Raw genomic sequence first — 21,406 nt, 5'->3', positions numbered from 1 at the left:
AGCGGGAGGAGTTTCCATGGCCAATGCCCAATGCGCCTGTGGCGCTCTTAAACTGATGCTTCGCGAACCGCCGCAATTGACTGCGCTGTGTCACTGTTTCGCATGCCAGCGAAGAACTGGTGCACCGTTCAGCGCTAATGCGTTCTACTCGATTAACTGTGTCGAAATATCTGGAACGTCTGCAGAATTCATTCGTACTGCCGAGAGCGGTCGCAAGGTCCGAATGCATTTTTGCCCAACTTGCGGCTCAACCGTCTATTGGAAGGCCGATGTCTCGCCGTTCTGGATCGGGGTGGCTGTAGGTTCATTTGCCGACCCGGCGTTCGCGCCACCTGCCATATCAGTATTCGAGCAATCGAAACATAAGTGGGTGAAGGTCGCCGACACGGTAGAGCCTTTCCAAGGTCTCCCAATCGGCCAACATTAGGATGAATCGGCAGGTGACCGCGTGGCCTAATCACTGGCCATAAGCTGGCAACATAGTGAGGATTCTGACCCGCCATGATGCAATTTCACGCAGGCAACTGCCCGAGCTGTCAGAACGGCCGGCTTTTTCTCTTTCGTGAGAGCGAAACCGGAGATGTCTACGCACACTGCGAGGAGTGCGAGCAGGGGTATCGATCGCCAGAAGAAGTCGAGGGCAAGAGTGGGTTTCTAACCCTACTCAACGATTCCGATGCCGAATGGGCGACCGAGGATGAAATCTCTCGAAGTGTCTGGGCGAACCATCAAATTTCGAGGCATAGCCTCACCAGTTACGAAGGCGCGTCCACTCAATGACCGCCGTCTCGCGCGATACTCGGCGTCGGTCGCGTGCTCACAGTAGTCTCGTCGGTATACCCTATTGAGCTGGCGCAGTCGTTGAAGGCTGGGTCGTCGGGGGCTGAGTCGTCGGCTCAGTCGTAGTCGCCGGCGGTGTCGCTGTTTCCGTTGTGGTCGTTTTGCCAGGGAGTAGGAAGACAACGGCAAGGATGATTACGACTACGGCGACAATGACGCCAATAACGGTGTTTCTGCTCATAACTGCTCCTCCTGAGCGTGTTTACCCGTACTTTATAAACTGGAGCAGCTGGGTTCGTTTTCAATTCTGAAGTCGGCGTATAGCAGCCCGGTAGCTCGTCTGCCTCTAACCAGAAGGTCGCAGGTGCGAATGCTGCCATTTCAGCCGGCGGACGTCGTTGCCAATTTTTGCCATGCGGCTATGCTCGTTCCTATGAGTACAATGAACATTTCCCTGCCGGACTATCTGAAGAGCTTCGTAGATGAGCAAGTCGCTGGGCGGGGCTATGGGTCGAGCAGTGAGTATATCCGAGAATTGATCCGTCGAGATCAGGACCGGCTCACGTTACGCAGGCTGTTGCTTGACGGAGCCTCCTCTGCGCAGACTGAACCGCCCGACGCCGCTTATTTCACCGGGTTGCGCGATCGAGTTCGTGGTCGGCAGGGCAAGTGAAGAACAAACCGATTATTCCATTGGCGCGCATGAAGTGACCGTAGATTATTACGCACGCGAGGCTGCGATTGATGTCGCGCTGGGCTTCATCGACAGGCCGGCTGCATCGACGTGTGGCGTGTGCTTCATGCCAAGCGCGATATCCCGCAGTGGATGCAGGGGTCGGATAGTCACTGACTGCGCGGAGATTTGCACGGCTGTACCCGCTGTGCCCCACCACCCTATGCACGACCCCTGGCCAAAGTCACTTGCGCTGGCGTCGGGGGACTGACGAAGCAGATAGCTGGGAAGACTTTAGGGACGTCATGCGCAACTTCGAAGATCCTGGTCGGTCGCTGGCCATCGCCCGTCACGGGATGGCGGCAACCTCACATCCGGCCTCAACCCTGACGGCCATCGAGATCCTGAAGGCGGGAGGGAACGCCATCGATGCGGCGGTGGCGGCCGTCGCGGTTCAGTCAGTAGTCGAGGCAGGTTCGACTGGTGTTGGTGGGGATTGTTTCGCAATGATCGCGGTGGAAGGATCCACCGACATTCGCGCGTATAACGGCTCGGGCCTGACGCCAGTAGCACTGAGCCGCGATGCGCTGCGTGCCGACGATGTGACAGCAATCGAGCGCTCTTCTCCTCATGCGGTCACGGTTCCTGGAGCGGTCGATGCCTGGTGCCGCCTCCTAAGCGACTTCGGCCGGATGTCGATGGCCGAGGTGCTTCAGCCTGCAATCGCGATGTCCCGCGACGGCTATGCGCTGACGCCCCGTGTCGCCGCCGACCTGGGCATGCAGCGCGATCTCCTGGCTGCCCACCCGACCACCCGTGCCACTTTCCTGGTCGCGGGAGAGGCGCCGGCGATGGGCAGCGTCCAGCGCCAGCCCTTGCTTGCGGATACACTCGACGCGATCGCACGCGGCGGCAGGGACGCCTTCTATCGCGGCGCCATCGCCGAGGACATGGTGGACTATCTGCGCGGCCTCGGCGGCTGTCACTCCCTGGACGATTTCGCCAGCGCTGCAGGAGACTACGTTACACCCATCTCCACGACCTATCGCGGCCGCACCATCTACGAATGCCCGCCGAACGGCCAAGGCGTCGTCGCCCTGCTGATCCTCAACATCCTCTCGCGTTTCTCGCTATCCAACGACCCGTTCGACCCCGATGATCTGCATCTCCTCCTCGAGGCAACACGGCTCGCCTACGCCGCGCGCGACGCGATGGTCGCCGATCCGTCTTTGTCGGATGGGGCCGTCGAGCGCATGCTGTCGAGCACACTTGCTGATCGCCTTGCCCAAAGCATCTCCCTCGATCGGGTCACCGAACCGCTGCCCTCGTTCGACACCGTCGAGCACAAGGATACCGTCTATGTTTGCGTGGTGGATCGCGACCGCAACGCGGTCAGCTTCATCAATTCGATATTCAGTTCCTATGGCAGTGGGCTGATGGCGCCACGCTCAGGCGTATTGTTCCACAACCGCGGTCAGAGCTTTTCGCTTGCGGCAGGTCACCCCAACGAAATCGCGGCTCGCAAGCGTCCGATGCATACGATCATCCCGGGAATGGTCGCCGAGGGCGGACGTGTCGTGATGCCGTTCGGTGTGATGGGCGGCCACTACCAGGCTATGGGCCATGCTCACCTGTTATCCCGGCTCTACGATTACGGTCTCGATCTTCAAACCGCCATTGACCTGCCGCGCCTCTTTCCGCTGCCCGCTACAGTGACGGTCGAAGCCGAGGACGCCATCCGCACGAGCATCGGCTCCGAACTGGAACGGCGTGGCTTCAAGGTTCAGCCGTCCCTTCGTGCCATCGGCGGAGCGCAGGCCATCCGGATTGACTGGGAGCGTGGCATTCTGATTGGAGGGTCGGACGCCCGTAAGGACGGGATGGCGTTGGGCTACTAACTTTGCCTCACAGGTAGAGTGATGAGATGGACGGCTCTCCCAAGTGTTTGACAGCCACCGTATGCTACAGCGACGGCGGGCACGAGGTGGTCGCTTCTGTAGCGAGTCCTCGGTCAAGCGGAGCGGTTGCTGGGCTACTCGTCCGGCTTCCGGCTGGTCACCATTGTTCCTTACTTCAATACCAAAGTGATGGTTGGACTCTTGCATGGGCTTACGATCAAAAGCTTCGTTGGCGGGAGAGCCCACCTCGCAGATTAAAGAGGCGTCAAAGTTGCAAAGACACGCCGGTCTACCGGGTTGCTCGATCGGAGGCGTCTCTTGATGACACCGGACAGGCAATCGATAAAGGAAAGGGCTGCAGATCCTTGGGGACCATTTCGCCTCGAAATAATGCTGAGGTCCCGCGGTGAAAATCTCTCCTCGAGATCCAACAATACCGTGCGGTCGTAGAAAGGGGGTACAGCCGTCATGATGCTTGGAACCCAGGTGCACATATCTGCCTGCTCAACGAGTGTCTGAGAAAGCAACACCGAGTGTGCCAGTACAACGCGCTTTTCATCCAATGTCGCGCCGTGTCGCCAGAAAACCTCCTGCATCAGGCCATCACGACCGTCAGGGGCGTAGTTCAGCAGCCAGTCCTGATCCAGCAGTTCGTGAATGGACTTGCATCCCTCTTTCGCATGACCTCGACGAACCATGATGCCCGTCTCGTAGCGAACCAACGGTTCAATCAGAAATTCCTGAGCAGACATCGCTGGCGACGCCTGGCCTATGGCGAGATCCATGTAGCCGTCGCGAAGAAGTGGTTGCGTGATCATTACGAAACTGTCGAAGAATTCGAGCCTTACATTCGGCATGCGTCTTCTAAACTCGGTTACGACCTCCGGCAGCAGCGTCAGGGAAAGCCACGGCGTTACGGCAATGCAGAGCCGTCCCTCAATTTGGCCACGCCGAATGCTCATCTGGCTCTCCGCCTGCCTGAGCTGATTGAGAACGAGACGAGCGTGGGTCAGTAAAGCATAGCCGTGATCGGTAAACTTCAGGCCACTTGGCGAGCGAACGAGCAGCGGTAGCTGCTGTTCGGCTTCCATCTCCCTCAAGGCCCGCGTTACAGCGGGTTGCGATATCCCCAGAAGGCGCGCTGCGGCGCGGATGCTGCCGGTGTCGGCGCTGGCAACCAGTGCCTCGAGTTGATGCAGCTTCATCCGGTCTCCGGTGATAACGATTGGTTATCACCATAATAAACTTTTGTCTCCCGCTCAATGCGCGCATTCACTAGATTGCGAAGCACTGCCTCACAGGCAGAGGTCGGGAATTCTCAGGGGCGGAGTGGTGGATGAAGAACGCGATCGTGTTGCCAGGGATTTCCGATTTCCAATCTGAAGCGATCTCGATTCGCAGGCAGATTCACGCTCATCCGGAGTTGGGCTTTGAGGAGTTCGCGACGAGTGAGCTGGTCGCCAAGCTGCTCGCCGAATGGGGCTACGAAGTTGCGAGGATCGCAGGGACTGGCGTAGTCGCAACTTTGCGCAATGGTGAGGGGCGGTCGCTTGGCATTCGCGCCGATATGGATGCGCTCCCGATCGAGGAAGTGACGGGACTATCCTATAGCAGTACCGTTCCTGGAAAAATGCATGCCTGTGGTCACGATGGTCACACGGCGATGCTTCTCGCTGCAGCTAGGCATCTGGCGCAGTCGCGAGACTTCCACGGCGCTCTCCATCTAATCTTTCAGCCGGCCGAAGAGGGCCTTGGGGGAGCCGCGCGGCTGTTGGGCGAGGGGCTGTTCGAGCGGTTTCCCTGCGATGCTGTCTTTGCCATGCACAACGTCCCAGGCCAACCGGTCGGCACGTTCGGCTTTCGCAGCGGCGCGTTCATGGCTTCCGCCGATACGGTGACGATCCGTATCATTGGTCATGGCGGACATGGCGCTGTTCCACACAAGGCGGTGGATCCAGTCGTTGTCTGCTCGGCGGTCGTCATGGCGCTTCAAACAGTGGTCTCACGCAATGTCGATCCGCAGGACGCTGCGGTAATCACGGTTGGGTCAATTCACAGCGGAACCGCGTCGAATATCATTCCGGATGCGGCCGAGATGTCTGTAACGGTGCGCTCGCTGTCACCGGAAGTCCGCCGCGAAGTCGAGGCGCGGATCTGTGGCTTGGTGCATGCGCAGGCGGAGAGTTTTGGGGCGAGAGCCGTCATCAATTATGAGCGCTGTCATCCGGTGCTTATCAATCACCCGGTCGAGACGGAATTTGCCCAAGACGTCGCTCGGCAATGGCTCGGTCCAGAGGCATCAATCCTGAACGCGCACCCGATCATGGCCAGCGAAGATTTCGCTTTCATGCTGGAGCGCTGTCCTGGGTCCTACATCAATATCGGCAACGGCGAGGCGAGTCACCCGCTGCACAACCCGAGCTACGACTTCAACGATGAGGTATTGGCGATCGGGGCGACCTATTGGGTCAAGCTCGCCGAGCGGTTTCTCGCAACACCCGCTCAGTCCGACATCACCCGACGCACAGCAGGCATCGCAGCACAGCGCCCATGTGCTGCGACCGAGTAATCGGTCCGGTTCGGGCGAAACCAACGAAAACCAAACTGGGGAAAAATCATCGTGTTCAAGATCATAGCAGCATCTCTCATACTGCTTTCCGGCTCCGTCGCGGCACATGCCGCGGATCGCACTGGACAGACGATTAAACTGGGCATCGATCCGACTTACCCGCCGCTCGAGTTCAAGAAGCCGGACGGCAGCCTGACCGGTTTCGGGGTCGAGATCACCGAGGCCATCTGCGCCGAACTACGCGCCAAATGTATCTGGGTGGAGAGCAGCTGGGACGGCATCATTCCTTCGCTGCAAGCACGAAAATTCGACATCATCGCGTCGTCGATGACGATCACGGAGAAGCGCAAGGAGCAGATCGCCTTCTCTGACAAATACTCGAACGCGCCGTCGCGCCTGGTCGCAAGACGGGGTTCGGGTCTGGAACCGACGCCGGAATCGTTGAAAGGCAAGCGGATTGGCGTCCAGCAGGGGTCCTCGCAGGAGACCTACGCTATGGCCGTATGGCGGCCCGCCGGTGTGGAAGTTGTCGCTTACCAGACGCAGGACCAGATCTATTCCGATCTCGGATCGGGACGTCTCGATGCATCTTTGCAGGCATCAATCCAGGCAAGTGACGGCTTCTTGAAGAAGCCTGAAGGGCAGGAATTCGAGTTTGCCGGTCAGGATATGAACGACCCGAAGTACTTCGGCATCGGCTCGGGTTTTGGGCTCCGCAAGGAAGACGCGGAACTGCGCGACGACGTCAACAAGGCGATCGCGGCAATCGTCGCTGACGGCACCTACAAGTCAATCAACGACAAGTACTTCGACTTCGACGCCTACGGCGGACAATAAACGCGATAGCGATGTTCCTGCCTGGTCAACTCGCCCTGTGCAATCGTATCGGCTGCACAGGGGTAAATCCCGCGTTGCCGTGGCCATTCACGACGCGCTTACGAAAAGAACAGACATATGGCCCTCGACGGATATGGTCCCCTTGTATTGGCCGGGTTGCTGACGACGATTGAGCTCGCCGTTCTGTCGATCGCAGGCGCATTCTTTGTTGGCATCGTCGGGGCAAGTTGCAAGCTGTCGTCCAGACGCTCGCTACGCCTTGCCGCAACCGTTTATACGACGGTGATCCGCAGCGTACCCGATCTCGTCATGATGTTGCTCCTCTTCTACAGCCTTCAGATGTGGCTGAACGGAGTTACCGATCGCCTCGGTCTGCATCAGATTGATATCGATCCGTTTGCCGCCGGTGCGATCACACTCTCGTTCATCTATGGTGCTTACTTCACGGAAACATTCCTTCAGCCGTGGCCAGTGCTTCGGCGATCGCTGGCCTTGCCATGCCATGCGCGCGATAGTCGCTGATGCCCAAGGCTTGGACGTCGGCGTCAGCAGCGCGCACCATTTCATCGTTCTCGTTGTGAACGCCTGCAGCCAGCCCGTGGCGTGCAATTTCGGCGAAGCACGCATGCAATGTCTGCGGAGGTATGCGCGGAAAGCGCTCTGGGTGTGTTCCGAATGTTGAGAACTTGAAAGCAGCCGCTCCGGCGCCGACCATCTGGGCAATATGCTTTGGCCCGTCATTGGGATGGACGGTGCCGTAGAGCGCAAAGTCCACGCGCGCCTGTTGCCCGGCTTCCAATGCCTTTTGGGCAAGCCGCTCGGCGTTGCAGATGAGATTGCCGTCGTCATACGGCATATCGACGATTGTGGTTACGCCACCGGCGGCGGCTGCGCGTGTCGACCAGATGAAATCCTCCTGACCGGCCTGCGAGCGCGAATGCACCTGTGAATCGATGGCGCCGGGAAGAATATAGGCATCTTCGAAGTCGTGCCGCTCCTTGCTCGACGCTGGGGGAATACCCTCGCCAATGCGTTCGATGATGCCGTCGCGCACAGCGACATAGCCGTTCTCCCGGACACGATTGGCGTCCACCACGCGGCCGGTTAGGATCAAGTCAAAATCACTCATAGCGTCTCCTCAAATGCCATGAGCATGCGCAGGCAGGTGGTCTCTGGATAATTGCTTTGTCCGAAGTCGGCTATCGCCGGACCCGAATTCGCCGAGGCGCCGAGGCGATCTGACGAGGATGTTTGCTATTTGAGAGCGCGGTGGCCCCGCAGGTCGCAAATCTGTTGGGCAGTTCGCCGTCCGCTATGGCTCACTTCGCCATTCCTGTTTGGACGGAAGCCTTGCATCCCAGCAGGGTTGCGATTGCAAGGCGCATTCGGCACGGGCACTTGGGGAGTGGTACAAGCCGCCGCTGCCGCCATCACCATAAGCAAAATAAGAGGGAGCATTGTCATGAGCAGCATCACATCTGGGGTGGAGGCCTCAGATCGCAAACAGGTCATCGCTGGACGCCGGGCTGTTGTCGCGGCATCGGTCGGAAACGCGCTTGAATGGTACGACTTCATCATCTACGCGTTGTTCGCCGTCTATATAGCCCAGAACTTCTTTCCTGGGGGCGACCAGACGACGGAACTCGTCAAGGCATTTATCGCGTTTGGTTTGGGCTTTATCATCCGTCCGCTGGGCGCAGTTCTGATTGGCGTCTACGCGGACCGCGCAGGGCGGAAAGCGGCCCTGACGCTGACGATCATGATCATGGCGCTTGGCACTCTCGTTATCGCCGCCGCGCCCACCTATGCCGCCATCGGGATTGGTGCGCCACTCCTCCTGTTAGTCGGCCGGATGCTTCAAGGTTTTTCCGCGGGCGGCGAACTCGGCGGTGCAGCCGCTTTTCTCGTTGAACATGCCCCTGAGGGAAAGAAGGGCAAGTACGCATCATGGCTGCAGGGAAGCATGGCAATCTCCAATATTCTCGCCGCACTTGTCGCCTTCTCGGTGACCGCTCTGCTCACGCAGCAGCAGATCGGTGAATGGGGATGGCGCCTGCCGTTTCTTGTCGGACTTCTCATCGCGCCGGTGGGTATCTGGATGCGCCGCACGCTCGATGAGACGCCGCATTTCCGCGAGGAGATTGCTCGTCAGAACAAATCCGGTGTGACCGAACGACTGCCGCTAAAGGCGGCGTTCGTGGAGTTCTGGCGGGAACTGCTCAAAGGCACGGGAATGTGTGTGCTGTGGGGTGTGTCGACCTACACGCTTGTCATCTTCATGCCGATCTATATTCAGCGCAGCTTCGGCATGAGCGGCTCGGACACCTTCCTTGCTTCCCTTATCGGCAATGTATTCATGTTGATCAGTTGCGTCGTGGCGGGAAGCTTGTCGGACGTTGTTGGACGCAAGAAGATGCTGGTCGTGGCAGCAATCATCCTTGCGACGGCGGTCCATCCGTTGCTTTGGCTCCTGCACATGTCGTCGACGCTTCCCACGCTGATCTTTGTGCAAACCGCGTTCTGCATCATGGTCGGCCTCTATGTCGGCGTGGCACCGTCGGCCCTTTCCGAGATCTTCCCGACACGCGTTCGGTCGACCGGAATGTCTCTTGCCTACAACACCGCTACGACAATCTTTGGCGGTTTCGCACCCGCGATCCTCACATGGCTCTCCCAAGGAGGAGGAATCTATGCGCCAGCCTGGTATATGACCGCAGCGGCGGCATGCGCGTTGTTGGCCATCGCCACGTTGAAGAGGCCAGTCGGGTAAACATGCCGGCCGCAACGCCGAGCGGCTGGGAGCCTTCGCCGCCGTAGCGCAAGGCGCTGATAGCGCTTCTCTCTCTACGGCGACGCAGGCAATGATTGGCTGGGGGGAGGAGATGGCAACGACGATATGGAAGTCGGTATTGGCAACGATGCCTTCGCAGGCGGTGAGGGGAGCGCCGCCGCGGGTTAAGTCCCGGACTCATCGTGTCGTCGGTTCCATGTGTAGGGTTCGGTTTGCGGCCATTCCACCGGTGAGTCTTCCCAGAGTTCCTGGCGACCATACGATCAGAGCGTTCAATCGCGCATCACCCGGCCGTTGCGGAAATATCGGAACGCAGGCAGCGAATATAGGCGCAGAACATGTCGGACATGGCATTCGCGTATGCTGCGATTTCCGCGTCGGTCTTCGGCTCGGCTGAGAACTCCTTCCCGACCGTGGTCATGGTCGTCATGACGAGGTCGCCGGCCGTGGCCCGGACCGCCGCGGAGGCATCCGGAAGAAGCTCGGACATGAACGCTTCGATGACCGTGTCATCCGCCGCCCGCGCGTCCTGCGCTTCCGGCGCATCCCGGTAAAGCGGGGCGGCATCGCTAAGTGCCACCCGAACGGCAGCTTCCTCGCATTCCGAACGGATGAAGGCCTGCACGAGGCTACGGAGCCGCTCGAGCGGCGGACGGGACCGGTCCGTCAGGATGTCGCCCAGGAGATCTGATGTCTGCCGCCACTCGTCGCTCTGCAGTCGGAACAGGATAGCCGCCTTGTTGGGGAAATACTGGTAGAGAGATCCGACGCTGACACCTGCCCGTTCGGCCACCCGCGCGGTCGTAAAACGCTGCGCACCCTCCTGCGCCAAAACCTGAACAGCCGCCTGAAGAATGGCGGCGACAAGCTCGTTCGAACGCGACTGTTTGGGCTGTTTTCGTGTGGAAATACGGGGACTTGCGCGATCAGTCATCGGGACCTTTTGCAATGCGATTAGCAAACGCGACGAATTATTCGTATTTTTAATTCGAAAGCAAGTCATCGCAGCGAACCAAGGATTTTCCGATGAACACTCTCAAGGACATACGCCTTGCATCTCTTCTCGACCGTCTCTTCGACGAAGCGGATGCCGCCACCAGCCCGGGTTTGGCAGAACTCTCCCACGCGGAGCGCGACCGCCTCATGCACAGCAAGACGGAGTATCTCGACTTCTACAGCCGCATGAAGGATCTTTGGCTTCCCGTGTCCCGCCAGACCGGCGAACTGCTCTACATGCTGGCCCGAAGCAGCGGCGCAAGGACGATCGTCGAGTTCGGCACGTCGTTCGGCCTCTCGACTCTCTACCTTGCCGCAGCGCTCCGGGACAATGGCGGGGGCCAGCTGATCACCAGCGAGTTCGAGCCGTCGAAGATTGCAAGGGCACGACAAAACCTGGCTGACGCGGGCCTCATCGACCTCGTCGAAATCCGCGAGGGCGATGCGCTGACGACGCTGAGTATGGATCTTCCCGAAAGCATAGATCTGCTCCTGCTCGATGGCGCGAAGCCGCTCTACCCGGAAGTCCTTTCACTGGTCGAGAGCCGTCTGCGGCCCGGGGCACTGGTCGTTGCCGACGATGCGCATCATTGCCCGGACTATCTCGATCGCGTCCGCTCGACTTCGGGCGGCTATCTGTCGACACCGTTCGCCGACGACATCGAGTTGTCGATGCGCGCGGCCTGAGCCTGCCAACGTTCAACTGCCACCAACCCAAACCGAACATACAACGAAAGGACCGTCCCAATGGGACGGCTCCCTCAATGGAGAATTGTCATGCATGTATTCGTAACGGGCGCGACCGGCTGGGTCGGCTCCGCCGTCGTCGAGGACCTGATCCGCTCAGGACATAACGTCAGTGGCCTTGTCCGTTCGGCGGGGAAGGCATCAGCCCTTGCAGCCATCGGTGCGAAGGTTGTCGAAGGTTCGCTGGACGACCTCGACATCCTGCGGGCTGCCGCTTCAGCCGCCGACGCCGTAATTCACACCGCCTTCAACCACGACTTCTCGACGTTCCTGGAGAACGCGGCACAGGACGAACGCGCGATCGAGGCACTGGGAGGCGCACTCAAAGGGTCGGACCGCCCATTGCTCGTCACCTCCGGCCTCTTGGGTCTGCCACGCGGCGCAACCGAAGCAGACCTTCCCAATCCGGCGTCGCCGCGCAAGTCGGAAGCTGCCGCAAGGGCCGTGGCGGAACAGGGCGTGCGCGCAGCGACAGTGCGTCTTGCGCCATCCGTTCACGGGGTGGGGGACCATGGATTCATCCCGATCGTCGTGCGTCTGGCGCAAGAAACAGGCGTGTCCGCCTATGTCGATGACGGCTTGAACTGCTGGTCCGGGGTCCACCGTCTGGATGCGGCGCAGGTCTACCGCATGGCCCTTGAAGCCGGCGTGACGGAGAGCGTCTACCATGCGGTTGCTGTCGAAGCAGTTCCGTTCAGGGAAATCGCCGAAGTGATCGGGCGCCAACTCGGCCTGCCGGCCGAACCGCGGTCGCGAGAGCACTTCGGCTGGTTTGCCAACTTTGCAGCGGCGAACATGGCGGCGTCCAGCGCCAGGACCCGCTCGCTTCTAGGCTGGCAGCCGACTGGTCCGGGCCTGATCGCCGATCTCGATCAGCCCGCCTACTTCCCGCGCTGATCGTGAGAGAGCTCTAACTGCCGCGCTGATGCCGAGCCCTAGGCGTTACTGAAACTGCACGCCAAACACTCGACTCACGTTTTGCGATCTCAATGCGCGCGCAGGAAGCGAAATAGATCCTCTGTGAACTCTTGCGGATTCTGCAAATGGGAAAAGTGGCTGACTTCTGGCTGTATTAGCAGACCGGCACCGGGAATGTTTTCGGCGATGAACAGCGTATCGGTACGCCTGACAATTTCGTCGTGGTCGCCGGCTGCAACCCAGATAGGGTGTTCAAGGTTGCGAAGCTCACTTTTCGTTATGTTTGGTTGCGAGCCCCACATTTTTTCCATTTGCTCAAGGAAGTCGTCGTATTCGACGGGTGTGGGAGACAGCTTTTCATACTCATCGCGGGTCCGTTGAGAATAGTTCTCAAACATCCTGCTATCGGATAGATCGTAGATCCCGGATGTGTCACTGTTAGCCGCAAATGCGAACAGGCGGCTAACTCGGCCAGGATTAGCGATCACTAGCTTGAGGCCGATGATTGCGCCGTCGCTCCAGCCTATGACCGCAGCCTTGGACACCGTTAAATCATCCATCAATGCGATGACGTCGGAGGCCATGCGGTCGTAGCTGAAGGGGTCCGCATTCCGAGTGCTGCGTCCGTGGCCGCGGCTGTCCATAACGATGACCTGATAGGACTTGGCGAGTTCCGGAACCTGATGGCCCCAGTAATTGGAATTGGCGAGACCGCCATGGAGCATAATCACGGGCTCACCGGAACCGTAGACAGCATACCAGATCTTGATGCCGTCGACCGCGACATACCCTTCGCGGGTCGTCGCGGGCAATTCGGGAGTTGCGGGAAGAGTTCGCCACCTTGGTTCTGCCATAGTAGCCTCAATCAACCCTTAGTTTGCTGCCTTCGAAGATCGCGGCATCGTTGTCCGTGTAAGTTGCAATATACGTGATCTTCTCGCGGTTGCCAGTCACCCGGTTGGGTGACTGGGCGTTGGCTACCACAGACGGTTCTGAGCCATGCGGCTGTTTGCGCGTACGACAAGTTTACGCGTGAAGGTGACGAGGAAAACTTTGGGCGGTTTTCAGCCTGAGGTGACGTATTTTCTCCAGCCATGCTCGCTGCGAAAACCCAAAATATCACGCGCCTTCCAGTTCGACAGCAACGTCTCGAACTCGCCGAGTTCCCGCTTGAGCGGTACGCCTGGATAGAAACGGTCGATGAGTTCGCGGGTAGGCAGATCGGAAGAGGTGTCGTCGTTTGCGGCATTGAAGATCTGGAATCCAAGCCCGTCCTTCTCAATCGCGCGAAGCGTGATCTGACCGAGGTCGCGCGCATCGATGTAGCTCCACGCGATGCGTTTTCGAAAGCCCGGATTTGCGAACCATCCAGGAAACAGTTTGTACTCGCTCGGCTCAATGACGTTGCCGATGCGCAGGGCATAGATGTCGAAGCCGCTGCGCAGGGCAAAGGCGCGTGCCGTCTGCTCATTGATAACTTTCGACAAGGCATAGCTGTCCATGGGGTCGACGTCGTACTCCTCGTCGAGCGGAAAGTAGCGCGGACTGCGGGGCTCGTTGGCAAAGACGAGGCCGTAGGTCGTCTCGCTGGATGCTATGATGACCTTGCGAATACCGAGTTTCACAGCAGCTTCGATGACGTTGTAGGTGCCGAGCGCGTTCACGCGGAAAAGTTCGTTGTCAGGAGCGATCATGATGCGCGGGATGGCGGCAAAATGCACGACGGCGTCGATCGGCTGTGGCCTCAAGGATGGGTCGAACTCGTGCAGTCCGGTGTAACTCGACAAGGCGTTGAAGACTTGCCCGCTATCGGTGATGTCCGTGATGAGCGTCCTGACCTTCGGATTGTCGAGAGGCCGGGTATCGAGATTGAGGACCTGGTGACCCTGCTCGATGAGATATTGCACGACATGGCGACCGGCTTTGCCGCTGCCGCCGGTGAAGATGATCCTCTTTGCCATTCTGCTCTCCACAATGTGACGCGGATAAGGTCTCGCTCGCCAATGCGACGCCACGGATCAATTCGTTCCGATGCTGGCGAAGCATGTCGCTCGCGTCAATGGGGATGCCTGCCACCGCCTGCGCTGGCAAGGGTTCGGTCGGCGATTGTCCGGGCGCCCGCGAACGGGGCCCGGACGAGATCGTCACTTCTGGATGCACGTGTCGACTGTATCCTTGGTGCACTCATCAAGACCGGTGAACACCGGATCTTCCACCGGCTTACCGGCGATCAGATCCATCATGACAGACGGTGCCTTGTAGCCCATCTCGAACGGACGCTGCCCGACGAGTGCCGTCACCAGCCCTTCACGCGCAATGGCAACTTCGTCGCCGATGGTATCGGCAGCGCCGATGACGAATTCGTTGCTGGCAATCTTGTCTGCGATCGGCTTGAACAGGTCGCGATAGGGCTGCGGTGCGCCGAATAGTGGCCAGCCACCCATGATACCAAAGGCATCAAGGTCCGGATTGGCGGCGAGAATATCCGTCATGGCCTGCACGCCTTTTGCCCCGTCGTCATTGGTGAAGACTGGGCAGCCTGCGACTTCCGTCCAGCCTCCCTCACCCTTCAGTTCCGTCAGTCCCTCCTTACCGGTCAGGGTGTCGCGCATGCCCTGGGCTCGGCGCAAAATGTTGTCCGCCCCCGGATTGCCCTCGATCGTGCAGATCTTGCCGCCATCCGGCTTGGCCTTCTTGATGTACTCGCCAATCCGGGCACCCATCAGGTAGTTGTCGGTACCGAGATAAGTCTTGCGCAGGGCCGAGTCCTCTTTGGCTAGATCCGCGTCGAGCGTCATGACGGGGATCGTCGGGTTCGCGGTCTTTAGCGTTTGAGCGATCAGTTTGGCATTAGACGGCGAAATGGCGATTGCTGCCGTGTCGGCTTTGCCGAGCATGTCCTGAACGATCTGTGCTTCGCCGGCTTCGTCGGATGTCGAGGCTGGTCCAGTGTAGAAGCACTCATACTCGGAATCCGGGTTTTCCTTGTTCCATTTCTGGCAACCCTGATTGATCGCTTCGAAGAAGGGGTTATCGAGCCCCTTCACGACGATGACGAGCTGCTTCTTGGCTAGAGCCTGGCCGGCACAGAGCGCCAGGACAGCGACGGCGGCCAGCAATACTGTCTTTCTCATTCTATCCTCCCATTGAACAAGCGGACGTTGTTTGTCCGCGGCACAAATCAACCCGGATAAAAGACGACACGAGGATCGTTCGACTGACGCTCGTATTGCCAGGCCGAGTCGATAAGCTTTTCGAGATCGTAGTCAGGGCGCCAATCCAGAAGGTATTTGGCCTTGCTGTTATCCATCCAGTTCGAGTGGAAGCCGCTGGGGACGTCGACCGAGCCGAGGCCGCGCGTACGTGCAAGGTAGCTTGCCACCTCGCCATAGTCGACTGGACGGTCCATGGAGACGTTGAACAACTGCCGTGCGGCGCGGGGATTGTCGATCGCTGCCAGGATCGCCGAGACCAGGTCGCTGACGTGTACGAAATTGCGTTTGAGCGGCCGGCCATCTGCGTCGCGAAGGAGCGGCACGGTTCCGGCCTCGGCGTATCGCCTTGCTTCTGCGGGCGCAAAGAAGGTCTTCCAGTCTGGCCCCCCAAACACATCGTCGCCGAACGACAATGTCTGTTTGAAGTCGTCCTTCTCCATGATCCACGGCGCGCGAAGGCAGCAACCGTTCGTGCCGTATTGAATTGCGTACTGATCGAGCATCACTTCCTCGATGACCTTCGATAGCGCGTAGCAACCGGGATAAGCGCGGTGCGGCGTCTTCTCAGTCACGGGACCATCGTGGCGATAAAAGAAATGGCCGACCGACGCGTCCCCACCGACGAGGATAAACTGGCGTGCGGAAGGGCTGACCCGGAAGGCCTCGAGTAGCCAGAACAATCCTTTAACCGTGATGTCCATGACCGCGTCTGGCGTTTCCTTGCAGGTGGCGAGGTGCACCACATGGGTGACGCTCTTCATTGCCGCATCTGCGACGTCTCGGTCGGCGATCGTCCCACGGACCATGTCGATTCGATCGCACGGCTCGAGCAGGCGATTGTGGCAGAGCGCACGGATCTGCGCCTGCGAAAAACGCGGTTGGTCAAGCAGCCCCGCGATGAGGCTCCGCCCGACCTTGCCCGTTGCACCGGTGACAAGGATAAGCATTTTTGTCTCCCACTGATGGCTAATATACAGGGCAACGTGTATTTGTCATACAAAACAGTTTCTAGGCATAGGACGTCATTGACGCCTTCATAAGGATTTGCGTAAATAAAGATGTAGACCGCTGGGTGAAGACTGAGGAACGATCGCGCCCGTTGGCGTGCCGGCGCGCTTCGGGAGGCGAGACGACTGGTGGCGACACTCGAGATCACCAACATTTCCAAGCATTTCGGCGCCATCCAGGCGGTCAACGACGTTTCGCTCTCGCTGGAAGCAGGCCAGGTTGTCGGTCTCATGGGAGATAACGGCGCCGGCAAGTCGACGCTGGTCAAAATGATTGCCGGCAATCACCGCCCGAGCCAGGGAACGATACGGCTCGACGGCAACGAGATCGTTCTGCATCGACCGATAGAGGCAAGACAGCACGGCATCGAGATCGTTCATCAGGACCTGGCGCTGTGCAATAATCTCTCGGCGGCGGCAAATGTGTTCCTTGGACGCGAACTCAGGCGCGGCTTTGGCCCACTGCGGGTCCTTGACTACAAGGCAATGTACCGTCGCGCGGGAGAGATCTTTAGCGAGCTTCGATCCGAAACTCGCCCCCGCGATCTCGTCAGGCAAATGTCCGGAGGGCAGCGGCAAGCGGTCGCGATCGCGCGAACGATGATCTCCGAGGCAAAGATCGTCCTTATGGACGAGCCGACGGCGGCCATTTCGGTGCGCCAGGTCGCCGAGGTGCTGCATCTGATCCGTGGGTTGCGCGATCGCGGCATCGCGGTCGTGCTCATCAGCCATCGTATGCCGGATGTTTTTGATGTCGCAGATCGCGTCATCGTCATGCGGCGCGGCCGAAAGGTCGCCGACAAGCCTATTGCGCAGACGTCGCCTGAAGAAGTGACAGGATTGATTACGGGCGCCATCGAAAGAGGATGAGCGCTGCAGGTGCCGCATCGGAGGAATGCGTAAGAAAATGGCAACAATGCTCGACCAGACGATCGCTCACAAACAACGCACGTTGGGCGCCGCGATCCTCGCCAACCAGACGTTCTGGGTGTTCGTCGCTGTCGTTCTGGCGTGCATCTTCCTTTCCTTCGCAACGGATTCGTTTGCCACAGCGAAGAACCTCTACAACATCACCCGCAACGCCACCTTCGTCGCTATCATTGCCCTCGGCATGACGCTGGTTATCATCACCGGCGGGATCGACTTGTCGGTTGGGTCGGTGCTTTGCCTATGCAGCATGGTCCTGGCAGTCGTCATGCATTCCGGCTATAGCATCGAGGTCGGGATTGTCGCCTCGGTGGCAACGGCGCTTTTCATCGGCGCGTTTAACGGTGTGCTCATTGCCTATGTCGGATTTCCTCCTTTTGTGGTGACACTCGGCATGCTTTCGATCGCGCGAAGCCTGGCGATGGTGGCATCCAACAATACGGTTGTTTTCCAATTCGGACCGGACCACGACAAGCTGCTCGCTCTTGGTGGTGGAGCCTGGCTGTTCGGCATCGCCAACCCGGTGATCTACATGATTGTGCTGACGCTGCTGACGGGTTTCGTCCTGCGATGGACGAGGCTGGGCCGCTATATCTACGCCATCGGCGGCAACGAGCACGCCGCGACTGCTACCGGTATACCTGTGCGTCCGATCAAGGTCGGTGTGTATATGATTTCTGCCCTCTCCGCCGGTGTTGCCGGCATCATCCAGACTGGCTGGCTTGGAGCGGTAACAACGAATATCGGCGCTGGCATGGAGCTTCAGGTCATCGCAGCGGCGGTGATTGGTGGCGCCAACCTGGCCGGCGGCGTCGGCACGGCCTTAGGCGCACTGGTCGGTGCGGCGCTCATCGAGGTGATCCGTAATAGCCTCGGGCTGCTCGGCATCAACGCGTTCTGGCAGGGAACGTTCATTGGCGGCGCGACCATCCTTGCGGTGCTTTTCGACCGCATCCGCAATTTCCGGCAGACCGAGTAGCTCCGAGATTTCGTCGCGCGGACCGCTCGATGAATTGTTCTGCGAGTTGGAATCTACGCCGGCGCGGCCGAGATGGAACGAGATGAAAAGGATTGCGGCGAGTGCACAGGTGGCTCGCCCAATGGGCTAACGCACCATGCGCGGGCTTACACCTGCCAACATCTTGATGATGTCGTCCTCTAGCTTCTGACAGAGATCCTCATACTCCTCCCTCACCGTGGGATCTGGCATCAGTTGCTCCCGTAACTCATCACGCTTCATGGCGGCGACGCCGTAAGCTTCGAGCAGATCGTTGATCGCAAGGAAGTTGGCATCGGAAATCTGTTTCCGGTGTCGTGGCAGCCGCATCATCATTCGGGTTCGCCCGACCTTCTCGAAATTCATCATCCGCTCCTCGGTCTGTCGGCTGAGAGATTGTCCACCACCAAAATGAAAGTAGCAACATGACTTTGAGCCGACGCATCAACGGGGCGCGTGTCTCTAGCGGATCGAGAACTAGTCATGAAATCCCATTCGCAAACTCCCACCTGATCAAAACGCGCGGAGTGTGACATGTTCAAGCAACCACATGCCGGTCTATCTCAAAGCAGCACAATTATGCGTCGGATTTCTCATGGCGCTACTCTCAGAGTTTGGGATCATCCCGGGAAGAAGCCCGTGGGAACGGACTACCGGGCTTTGCCGCGCTTCTCTCGTTCTAAGCTGTCGCGAAGCGCTGACATGATATCGACGACGTTGTCTTTCGCCGGTGTAATCCTGCGCTTGGCCTTCGGCTTCAACGTCTTCTTCTTGTCGGCGATCAGTTCGAGCATGCGATCCTGAATGGGGTCGGTGATCGGCACCCACTTCTTTGTCTGCTGCTTGATCAACTGCTTCATCAGCGGAGCAAGGCCGCCCTCGGGCTTTGCCTTGATGTTCGAGAAATACTCTTCCTCAGGTCTCACCTCGTCACCATAGCGCAACGTCCATAGAACGATGCCTTCGCCGCGGGGCTCAAGCATCACCGCCCGCTCTCTCTGGCCGAAGACGAGACGGGAAATCCCAACGACGTTCTCTGAGCGCATAGCTTCGCGGATCACGGCGAACGCATCTTCACCAACCTTGTCGTTCGGCACAAGGTAGTGCGGTTTTTCGAGCCAGATCCATTCGATGGATTCCCGTGGCGTGAACATGTCAATCTCAATCGTCCGGACGCTTTCCAGCGCCACCGCATCGAGCTCTTCCTCCTCGAGCATGATGTAATCGCCTTCGCCACGCTCATAGCCTTTCACCTGGTCCTCTGTATTGACTTCCTTGCCGGTCACGCTGTCGACGTAGCGTGAAGCCACGCGGTTGCCGGTGGCGCGGTTCATGGTGTGAAAGCGGATCTTCTCGGTGTCGCTGGTGGCCGGCGACAGGGCGACGGGGCAGGTGACCAGTGAAAGCTTGAGGTAACCTTTCCAGTATGGTTTGACGGCGGCCATGGCTTAGCCCGCCTTTTTTCGAGCTGCCGGCCGGGACGCCGGGACGGCTCGCGCAGCTGCCGCAGCGGTGCGAGCCTTGGCCGCCCGGGCAGAGCCGAAGCCAGCACTCATGCGAAGCGCTTCCATGAGGTTCGTCGAAGGCTCGACCTTCGGCTGTTTCTTCACCTTGACCGCGCGGCCTTCCATCTTCGCCTTCACGAGCTCGGCAAGCGCCGCGTCGTATCGGTCGTCGAAGGTTCGCGGATCGAACAGGCCGGCCTTGGTCTTGATGATGTGCTTAGCCAGATCCAGCATTTCGCCTTCGATCTTGAGCTTGGGAATGTCGGCGAAGGCTTCCTTGGCGGAGCGAACCTGATAGTCGAAATTGAGGGTGGTAGCGATGAGCCCGTCACCGTGGGCGCGAATGAGAACTGTCCGGAGCCGGCGGAAAAGCACAGCTTGGGCAAGGGCGCCGACCTTGGACTCACGCATTGCATCCCGGATCAGGACGAAGGTCTCTTCGCCCAGCCGATCGGGGAGCAGGTAATAGGGTTTGTCGAAATAGAGATCATCGATTTCGCCGAACGGCACATAGGATTGTATGCGCAAGGTCTTGTCGCTTGGAGGAACCGCCGCGGCCAACTCATCGGGTTCAAACAGCACGTAGCGGCCGTCATCGACCTCATAGCCTTTGATCTGATCCTCGCGCTCAACTACCTTCCACGTGTCGATATCGACATATTCCCGCTTCACGCGATTGCCGGTTTTTCGGTTCAAGGTGTTGAAGCTCACGCGCTCGGAGGTCGACGCAGCGCTGTGAAGCGCCACGGGGCAACTAATCTCGGCAAACTTCAAAAAGCCCTTCCAAAGAGCACGTCCGGCCATATCGATTTCTCCCGGTAGCCCGGATTCAACGGAGGCAGATTACGTTTGTTCCGGCCAAGACGCGAATCAATTGTGGCGTTTAGTGGGCTGTCGATAGTAGGATGAACCTATCCACGAGTATTGCGTTTGGGAGTCTGTTGCACAGTCCAGGAGTAAGGGAGGCGGTGCTATGAACACGAAGCGCCATATCGACGGGTCATTTGAGGCTATGCACCGGGCCCTCGACGAAGCCAATCGCGCCTTTGAAAGTGGCGGCGCCGATCGACATCGCGACGCTCTGCAGCGCCTCGGCCGCGCGATGATGAACTCCCTTGCCGAGATCATCGAGACCGACGGCGGAACGGACGGCTACCTCTACGACGCCGACGGCATCGCCCATGATATCGAGGCTTGTTATCACAAGCTGGTCGAGGAAGAGGAAACGGCCGAGCCGCACCAGGCGCCGCAGCAAGCCAGCCATGGAACGCTCAACGTTCGTCAACAGGGAGTAGGGCGATGATCACCGGCACAGATCTGCTGCAGATTTCACTTGCGCGTGTGAACATGGATCGGTCCGACCTTGAGGCGGCGGGCGTCATCGATCCGGGACAAGCGGGCGACAAGGCTTGGTCAAACTTCGGACGGGACATGGACACCTTCATATTGAAGCTGCCGGAATGGCGCCGTGCAGCGCTCGCCGATGTGATCAGAGCGAGAGCGGGCAGCACCAGTGAGGTCCCCCATTAACTCGCTCCGATCCGTG

21 protein-coding genes, 1 tRNA gene and 2 pseudogenes are annotated in these 21,406 nt (G+C 59.0%); 14 read left to right on the top strand and 10 right to left on the bottom strand.

Annotation, left to right across the window (positions count from 1 at the left end; genetic code table 11):
* Positions 1-16: 16 nt before the first annotated feature.
* The 5 genes and pseudogenes from ASD52_RS37860 (at position 17) to ggt (ending at position 3,351) form a co-directional block, all read left to right on the top strand.
* Entirely contained in the window at positions 17-427 is a 411-nt protein-coding gene (locus tag ASD52_RS37860; RefSeq protein WP_082523528.1) for a GFA family protein, read from the top strand.
* Positions 428-1,088: 661 nt separating this feature from the next.
* Positions 1,089-1,165, top strand: a tRNA-OTHER gene (locus ASD52_RS38870).
* A gap of 48 nt (positions 1,166-1,213) precedes the next feature.
* Entirely contained in the window at positions 1,214-1,453 is a 240-nt protein-coding gene (locus tag ASD52_RS27705; protein WP_057226343.1) for a type II toxin-antitoxin system ParD family antitoxin, read from the top strand.
* Positions 1,450-1,630 (top strand): annotated as a pseudogene (locus tag ASD52_RS40380) (hypothetical protein). The gene ASD52_RS27705 and the pseudogene ASD52_RS40380 overlap by 4 nt, the downstream one beginning before the upstream one ends.
* Before the next feature lie 128 nt (positions 1,631-1,758).
* The gene (gene ggt / locus ASD52_RS27700; RefSeq protein WP_057216522.1) at positions 1,759-3,351 is read left to right on the top strand and encodes a gamma-glutamyltransferase; all 1,593 of its coding nucleotides are present in this window, start codon (positions 1,759-1,761) and stop codon (positions 3,349-3,351) included.
* Between the two features lie 254 nt (positions 3,352-3,605).
* Here the strand turns inward: ggt and ASD52_RS27695 are convergent, their stop codons facing one another.
* Positions 3,606-4,556 (bottom strand): LysR substrate-binding domain-containing protein, encoded by a 951-nt coding sequence (locus tag ASD52_RS27695; protein WP_057216525.1) that lies wholly within the window; start codon positions 4,554-4,556, stop codon positions 3,606-3,608.
* Positions 4,557-4,687: 131 nt separating this feature from the next.
* Between ASD52_RS27695 and ASD52_RS27690 the strand changes: the two genes are divergently transcribed.
* Both ASD52_RS27690 and ASD52_RS27685 read left to right on the top strand, forming a co-directional pair.
* Entirely contained in the window at positions 4,688-5,920 is a 1,233-nt protein-coding gene (locus tag ASD52_RS27690) for a M20 aminoacylase family protein (RefSeq protein ID WP_063991867.1), read from the top strand.
* Positions 5,921-5,971: 51 nt separating this feature from the next.
* On the top strand, positions 5,972-6,757 hold the full coding sequence (locus ASD52_RS27685) for an ABC transporter substrate-binding protein (RefSeq protein WP_057216528.1): 786 nt from the start codon (positions 5,972-5,974) through the stop codon (positions 6,755-6,757).
* Positions 6,758-7,223: 466 nt separating this feature from the next.
* Here the strand turns inward: ASD52_RS27685 and ASD52_RS27675 are convergent.
* Positions 7,224-7,886: pseudogene (locus ASD52_RS27675) on the bottom strand (allantoinase); the annotation flags it as partial.
* 243 nt (positions 7,887-8,129) lie between these two features.
* Here ASD52_RS27675 and ASD52_RS27670 point away from each other — a divergent pair.
* Positions 8,130-9,527, top strand: coding sequence for an MFS transporter (locus ASD52_RS27670; RefSeq protein WP_225906358.1), 1,398 nt, complete (start codon positions 8,130-8,132; stop codon positions 9,525-9,527).
* A gap of 304 nt (positions 9,528-9,831) precedes the next feature.
* Here ASD52_RS27670 and ASD52_RS27665 read toward each other — a convergent pair whose 3' ends face one another.
* Positions 9,832-10,482 (bottom strand): TetR family transcriptional regulator, encoded by a 651-nt coding sequence (locus ASD52_RS27665; protein ID WP_057216548.1) that lies wholly within the window; start codon positions 10,480-10,482, stop codon positions 9,832-9,834.
* Between the two features lie 92 nt (positions 10,483-10,574).
* Here ASD52_RS27665 and ASD52_RS27660 point away from each other — a divergent pair, with 92 nt between their 5' ends.
* Together ASD52_RS27660 and ASD52_RS27655 are read left to right on the top strand one after the other, a co-directional pair.
* Positions 10,575-11,231 carry an O-methyltransferase gene (locus ASD52_RS27660; protein WP_057226154.1) on the top strand — a complete coding sequence of 219 codons (657 nt, stop codon included), beginning with the start codon at positions 10,575-10,577 and terminating at the stop codon, positions 11,229-11,231.
* Between the two features lie 90 nt (positions 11,232-11,321).
* Positions 11,322-12,188 (top strand): SDR family oxidoreductase, encoded by an 867-nt coding sequence (locus tag ASD52_RS27655; protein ID WP_057206841.1) that lies wholly within the window; start codon positions 11,322-11,324, stop codon positions 12,186-12,188.
* Between the two features lie 89 nt (positions 12,189-12,277).
* On the opposite strand, the gene ASD52_RS27650 is transcribed toward ASD52_RS27655, so the two are convergent.
* The 4 genes from ASD52_RS27650 to ASD52_RS27635 form a co-directional block, all read right to left on the bottom strand.
* Positions 12,278-13,063, bottom strand: coding sequence for an alpha/beta hydrolase (locus ASD52_RS27650; RefSeq protein ID WP_057226152.1), 786 nt, complete (start codon positions 13,061-13,063; stop codon positions 12,278-12,280).
* Positions 13,064-13,273: 210 nt separating this feature from the next.
* A complete protein-coding gene (locus ASD52_RS27645) occupies positions 13,274-14,170 on the bottom strand; it encodes an NAD(P)-dependent oxidoreductase (protein ID WP_057216556.1) in 897 nt (298 codons plus the stop codon).
* Positions 14,171-14,353: 183 nt separating this feature from the next.
* Positions 14,354-15,343, bottom strand: a complete 990-nt coding sequence (locus tag ASD52_RS27640; protein ID WP_057216559.1) for a sugar-binding protein — start codon at positions 15,341-15,343, stop codon at positions 14,354-14,356.
* A gap of 47 nt (positions 15,344-15,390) precedes the next feature.
* Positions 15,391-16,371, bottom strand: a complete 981-nt coding sequence (locus ASD52_RS27635; protein ID WP_057216562.1) for an NAD(P)-dependent oxidoreductase — start codon at positions 16,369-16,371, stop codon at positions 15,391-15,393.
* A gap of 132 nt (positions 16,372-16,503) precedes the next feature.
* Here ASD52_RS27635 and ASD52_RS27630 point away from each other — a divergent pair, with 132 nt between their 5' ends.
* Entirely contained in the window at positions 16,504-17,301 is a 798-nt protein-coding gene (locus ASD52_RS27630) for an ATP-binding cassette domain-containing protein (RefSeq protein WP_057206850.1), read from the top strand.
* Between the two features lie 37 nt (positions 17,302-17,338).
* Entirely contained in the window at positions 17,339-18,337 is a 999-nt protein-coding gene (locus tag ASD52_RS27625; RefSeq protein ID WP_057221209.1) for an ABC transporter permease, read from the top strand.
* Positions 18,338-18,463: 126 nt separating this feature from the next.
* On the opposite strand, the gene ASD52_RS27620 is transcribed toward ASD52_RS27625, so the two are convergent.
* The 3 genes from ASD52_RS27620 to ASD52_RS27610 all read right to left on the bottom strand — a co-directional run bounded on the left by ASD52_RS27620 (position 18,464) and on the right by ASD52_RS27610 (position 20,664).
* A complete protein-coding gene (locus tag ASD52_RS27620; protein WP_156585542.1) occupies positions 18,464-18,721 on the bottom strand; it encodes a hypothetical protein in 258 nt (85 codons plus the stop codon).
* Between the two features lie 284 nt (positions 18,722-19,005).
* Complete coding sequence (locus tag ASD52_RS27615; protein WP_057226150.1) at positions 19,006-19,800, bottom strand: Ku protein; 795 nt, start codon at positions 19,798-19,800, stop codon at positions 19,006-19,008.
* Between the two features lie 3 nt (positions 19,801-19,803).
* On the bottom strand, positions 19,804-20,664 hold the full coding sequence (locus tag ASD52_RS27610; protein ID WP_057226147.1) for a Ku protein: 861 nt from the start codon (positions 20,662-20,664) through the stop codon (positions 19,804-19,806).
* Between the two features lie 169 nt (positions 20,665-20,833).
* Here ASD52_RS27610 and ASD52_RS27605 point away from each other — a divergent pair, with 169 nt between their 5' ends.
* Positions 20,834-21,163, top strand: a complete 330-nt coding sequence (locus ASD52_RS27605; protein WP_057226145.1) for a hypothetical protein — start codon at positions 20,834-20,836, stop codon at positions 21,161-21,163.
* A complete protein-coding gene (locus ASD52_RS27600) occupies positions 21,160-21,390 on the top strand; it encodes a hypothetical protein (RefSeq protein WP_057226143.1) in 231 nt (76 codons plus the stop codon). The genes ASD52_RS27605 and ASD52_RS27600 overlap by 4 nt, the downstream gene beginning before the upstream one ends.
* Positions 21,391-21,406 lie beyond the last annotated feature (16 nt).

Source organism: Ensifer sp. Root142 (assembly GCF_001426785.1).
GTDB lineage: Bacteria > Pseudomonadota > Alphaproteobacteria > Rhizobiales > Rhizobiaceae > Ensifer > Ensifer canadensis.
This window is presented reverse-complemented; position numbering and strand designations above follow the sequence as displayed.

Coding starts and splice junctions, on each gene's coding strand:
- ASD52_RS27660 (WP_057226154.1), top strand. CDS start 10,575: ATGAACACTCTCAAGGACATACGCCTTGCATCTCTTCTCGACCGTCTC.
- ASD52_RS27650 (WP_057226152.1), bottom strand. CDS start 13,063: ATGGCAGAACCAAGGTGGCGAACTCTTCCCGCAACTCCCGAATTGCCC.
- ASD52_RS27645 (WP_057216556.1), bottom strand. CDS start 14,170: ATGGCAAAGAGGATCATCTTCACCGGCGGCAGCGGCAAAGCCGGTCGC.
- ASD52_RS27625 (WP_057221209.1), top strand. CDS start 17,339: ATGGCAACAATGCTCGACCAGACGATCGCTCACAAACAACGCACGTTG.
- ASD52_RS27605 (WP_057226145.1), top strand. CDS start 20,834: ATGAACACGAAGCGCCATATCGACGGGTCATTTGAGGCTATGCACCGG.
- ASD52_RS37860 (WP_082523528.1), top strand. CDS start 17: ATGGCCAATGCCCAATGCGCCTGTGGCGCTCTTAAACTGATGCTTCGC.
- ASD52_RS27635 (WP_057216562.1), bottom strand. CDS start 16,371: ATGCTTATCCTTGTCACCGGTGCAACGGGCAAGGTCGGGCGGAGCCTC.
- ASD52_RS27640 (WP_057216559.1), bottom strand. CDS start 15,343: ATGAGAAAGACAGTATTGCTGGCCGCCGTCGCTGTCCTGGCGCTCTGT.
- ASD52_RS27705 (WP_057226343.1), top strand. CDS start 1,214: ATGAGTACAATGAACATTTCCCTGCCGGACTATCTGAAGAGCTTCGTA.
- ASD52_RS27620 (WP_156585542.1), bottom strand. CDS start 18,721: ATGAATTTCGAGAAGGTCGGGCGAACCCGAATGATGATGCGGCTGCCA.
- ASD52_RS27665 (WP_057216548.1), bottom strand. CDS start 10,482: ATGACTGATCGCGCAAGTCCCCGTATTTCCACACGAAAACAGCCCAAA.
- ASD52_RS27600 (WP_057226143.1), top strand. CDS start 21,160: ATGATCACCGGCACAGATCTGCTGCAGATTTCACTTGCGCGTGTGAAC.
- ggt (WP_057216522.1), top strand. CDS start 1,759: ATGCGCAACTTCGAAGATCCTGGTCGGTCGCTGGCCATCGCCCGTCAC.
- ASD52_RS27610 (WP_057226147.1), bottom strand. CDS start 20,664: ATGGCCGGACGTGCTCTTTGGAAGGGCTTTTTGAAGTTTGCCGAGATT.
- ASD52_RS27615 (WP_057226150.1), bottom strand. CDS start 19,800: ATGGCCGCCGTCAAACCATACTGGAAAGGTTACCTCAAGCTTTCACTG.
- ASD52_RS27695 (WP_057216525.1), bottom strand. CDS start 4,556: ATGAAGCTGCATCAACTCGAGGCACTGGTTGCCAGCGCCGACACCGGC.
- ASD52_RS27690 (WP_063991867.1), top strand. CDS start 4,688: ATGAAGAACGCGATCGTGTTGCCAGGGATTTCCGATTTCCAATCTGAA.
- ASD52_RS27655 (WP_057206841.1), top strand. CDS start 11,322: ATGCATGTATTCGTAACGGGCGCGACCGGCTGGGTCGGCTCCGCCGTC.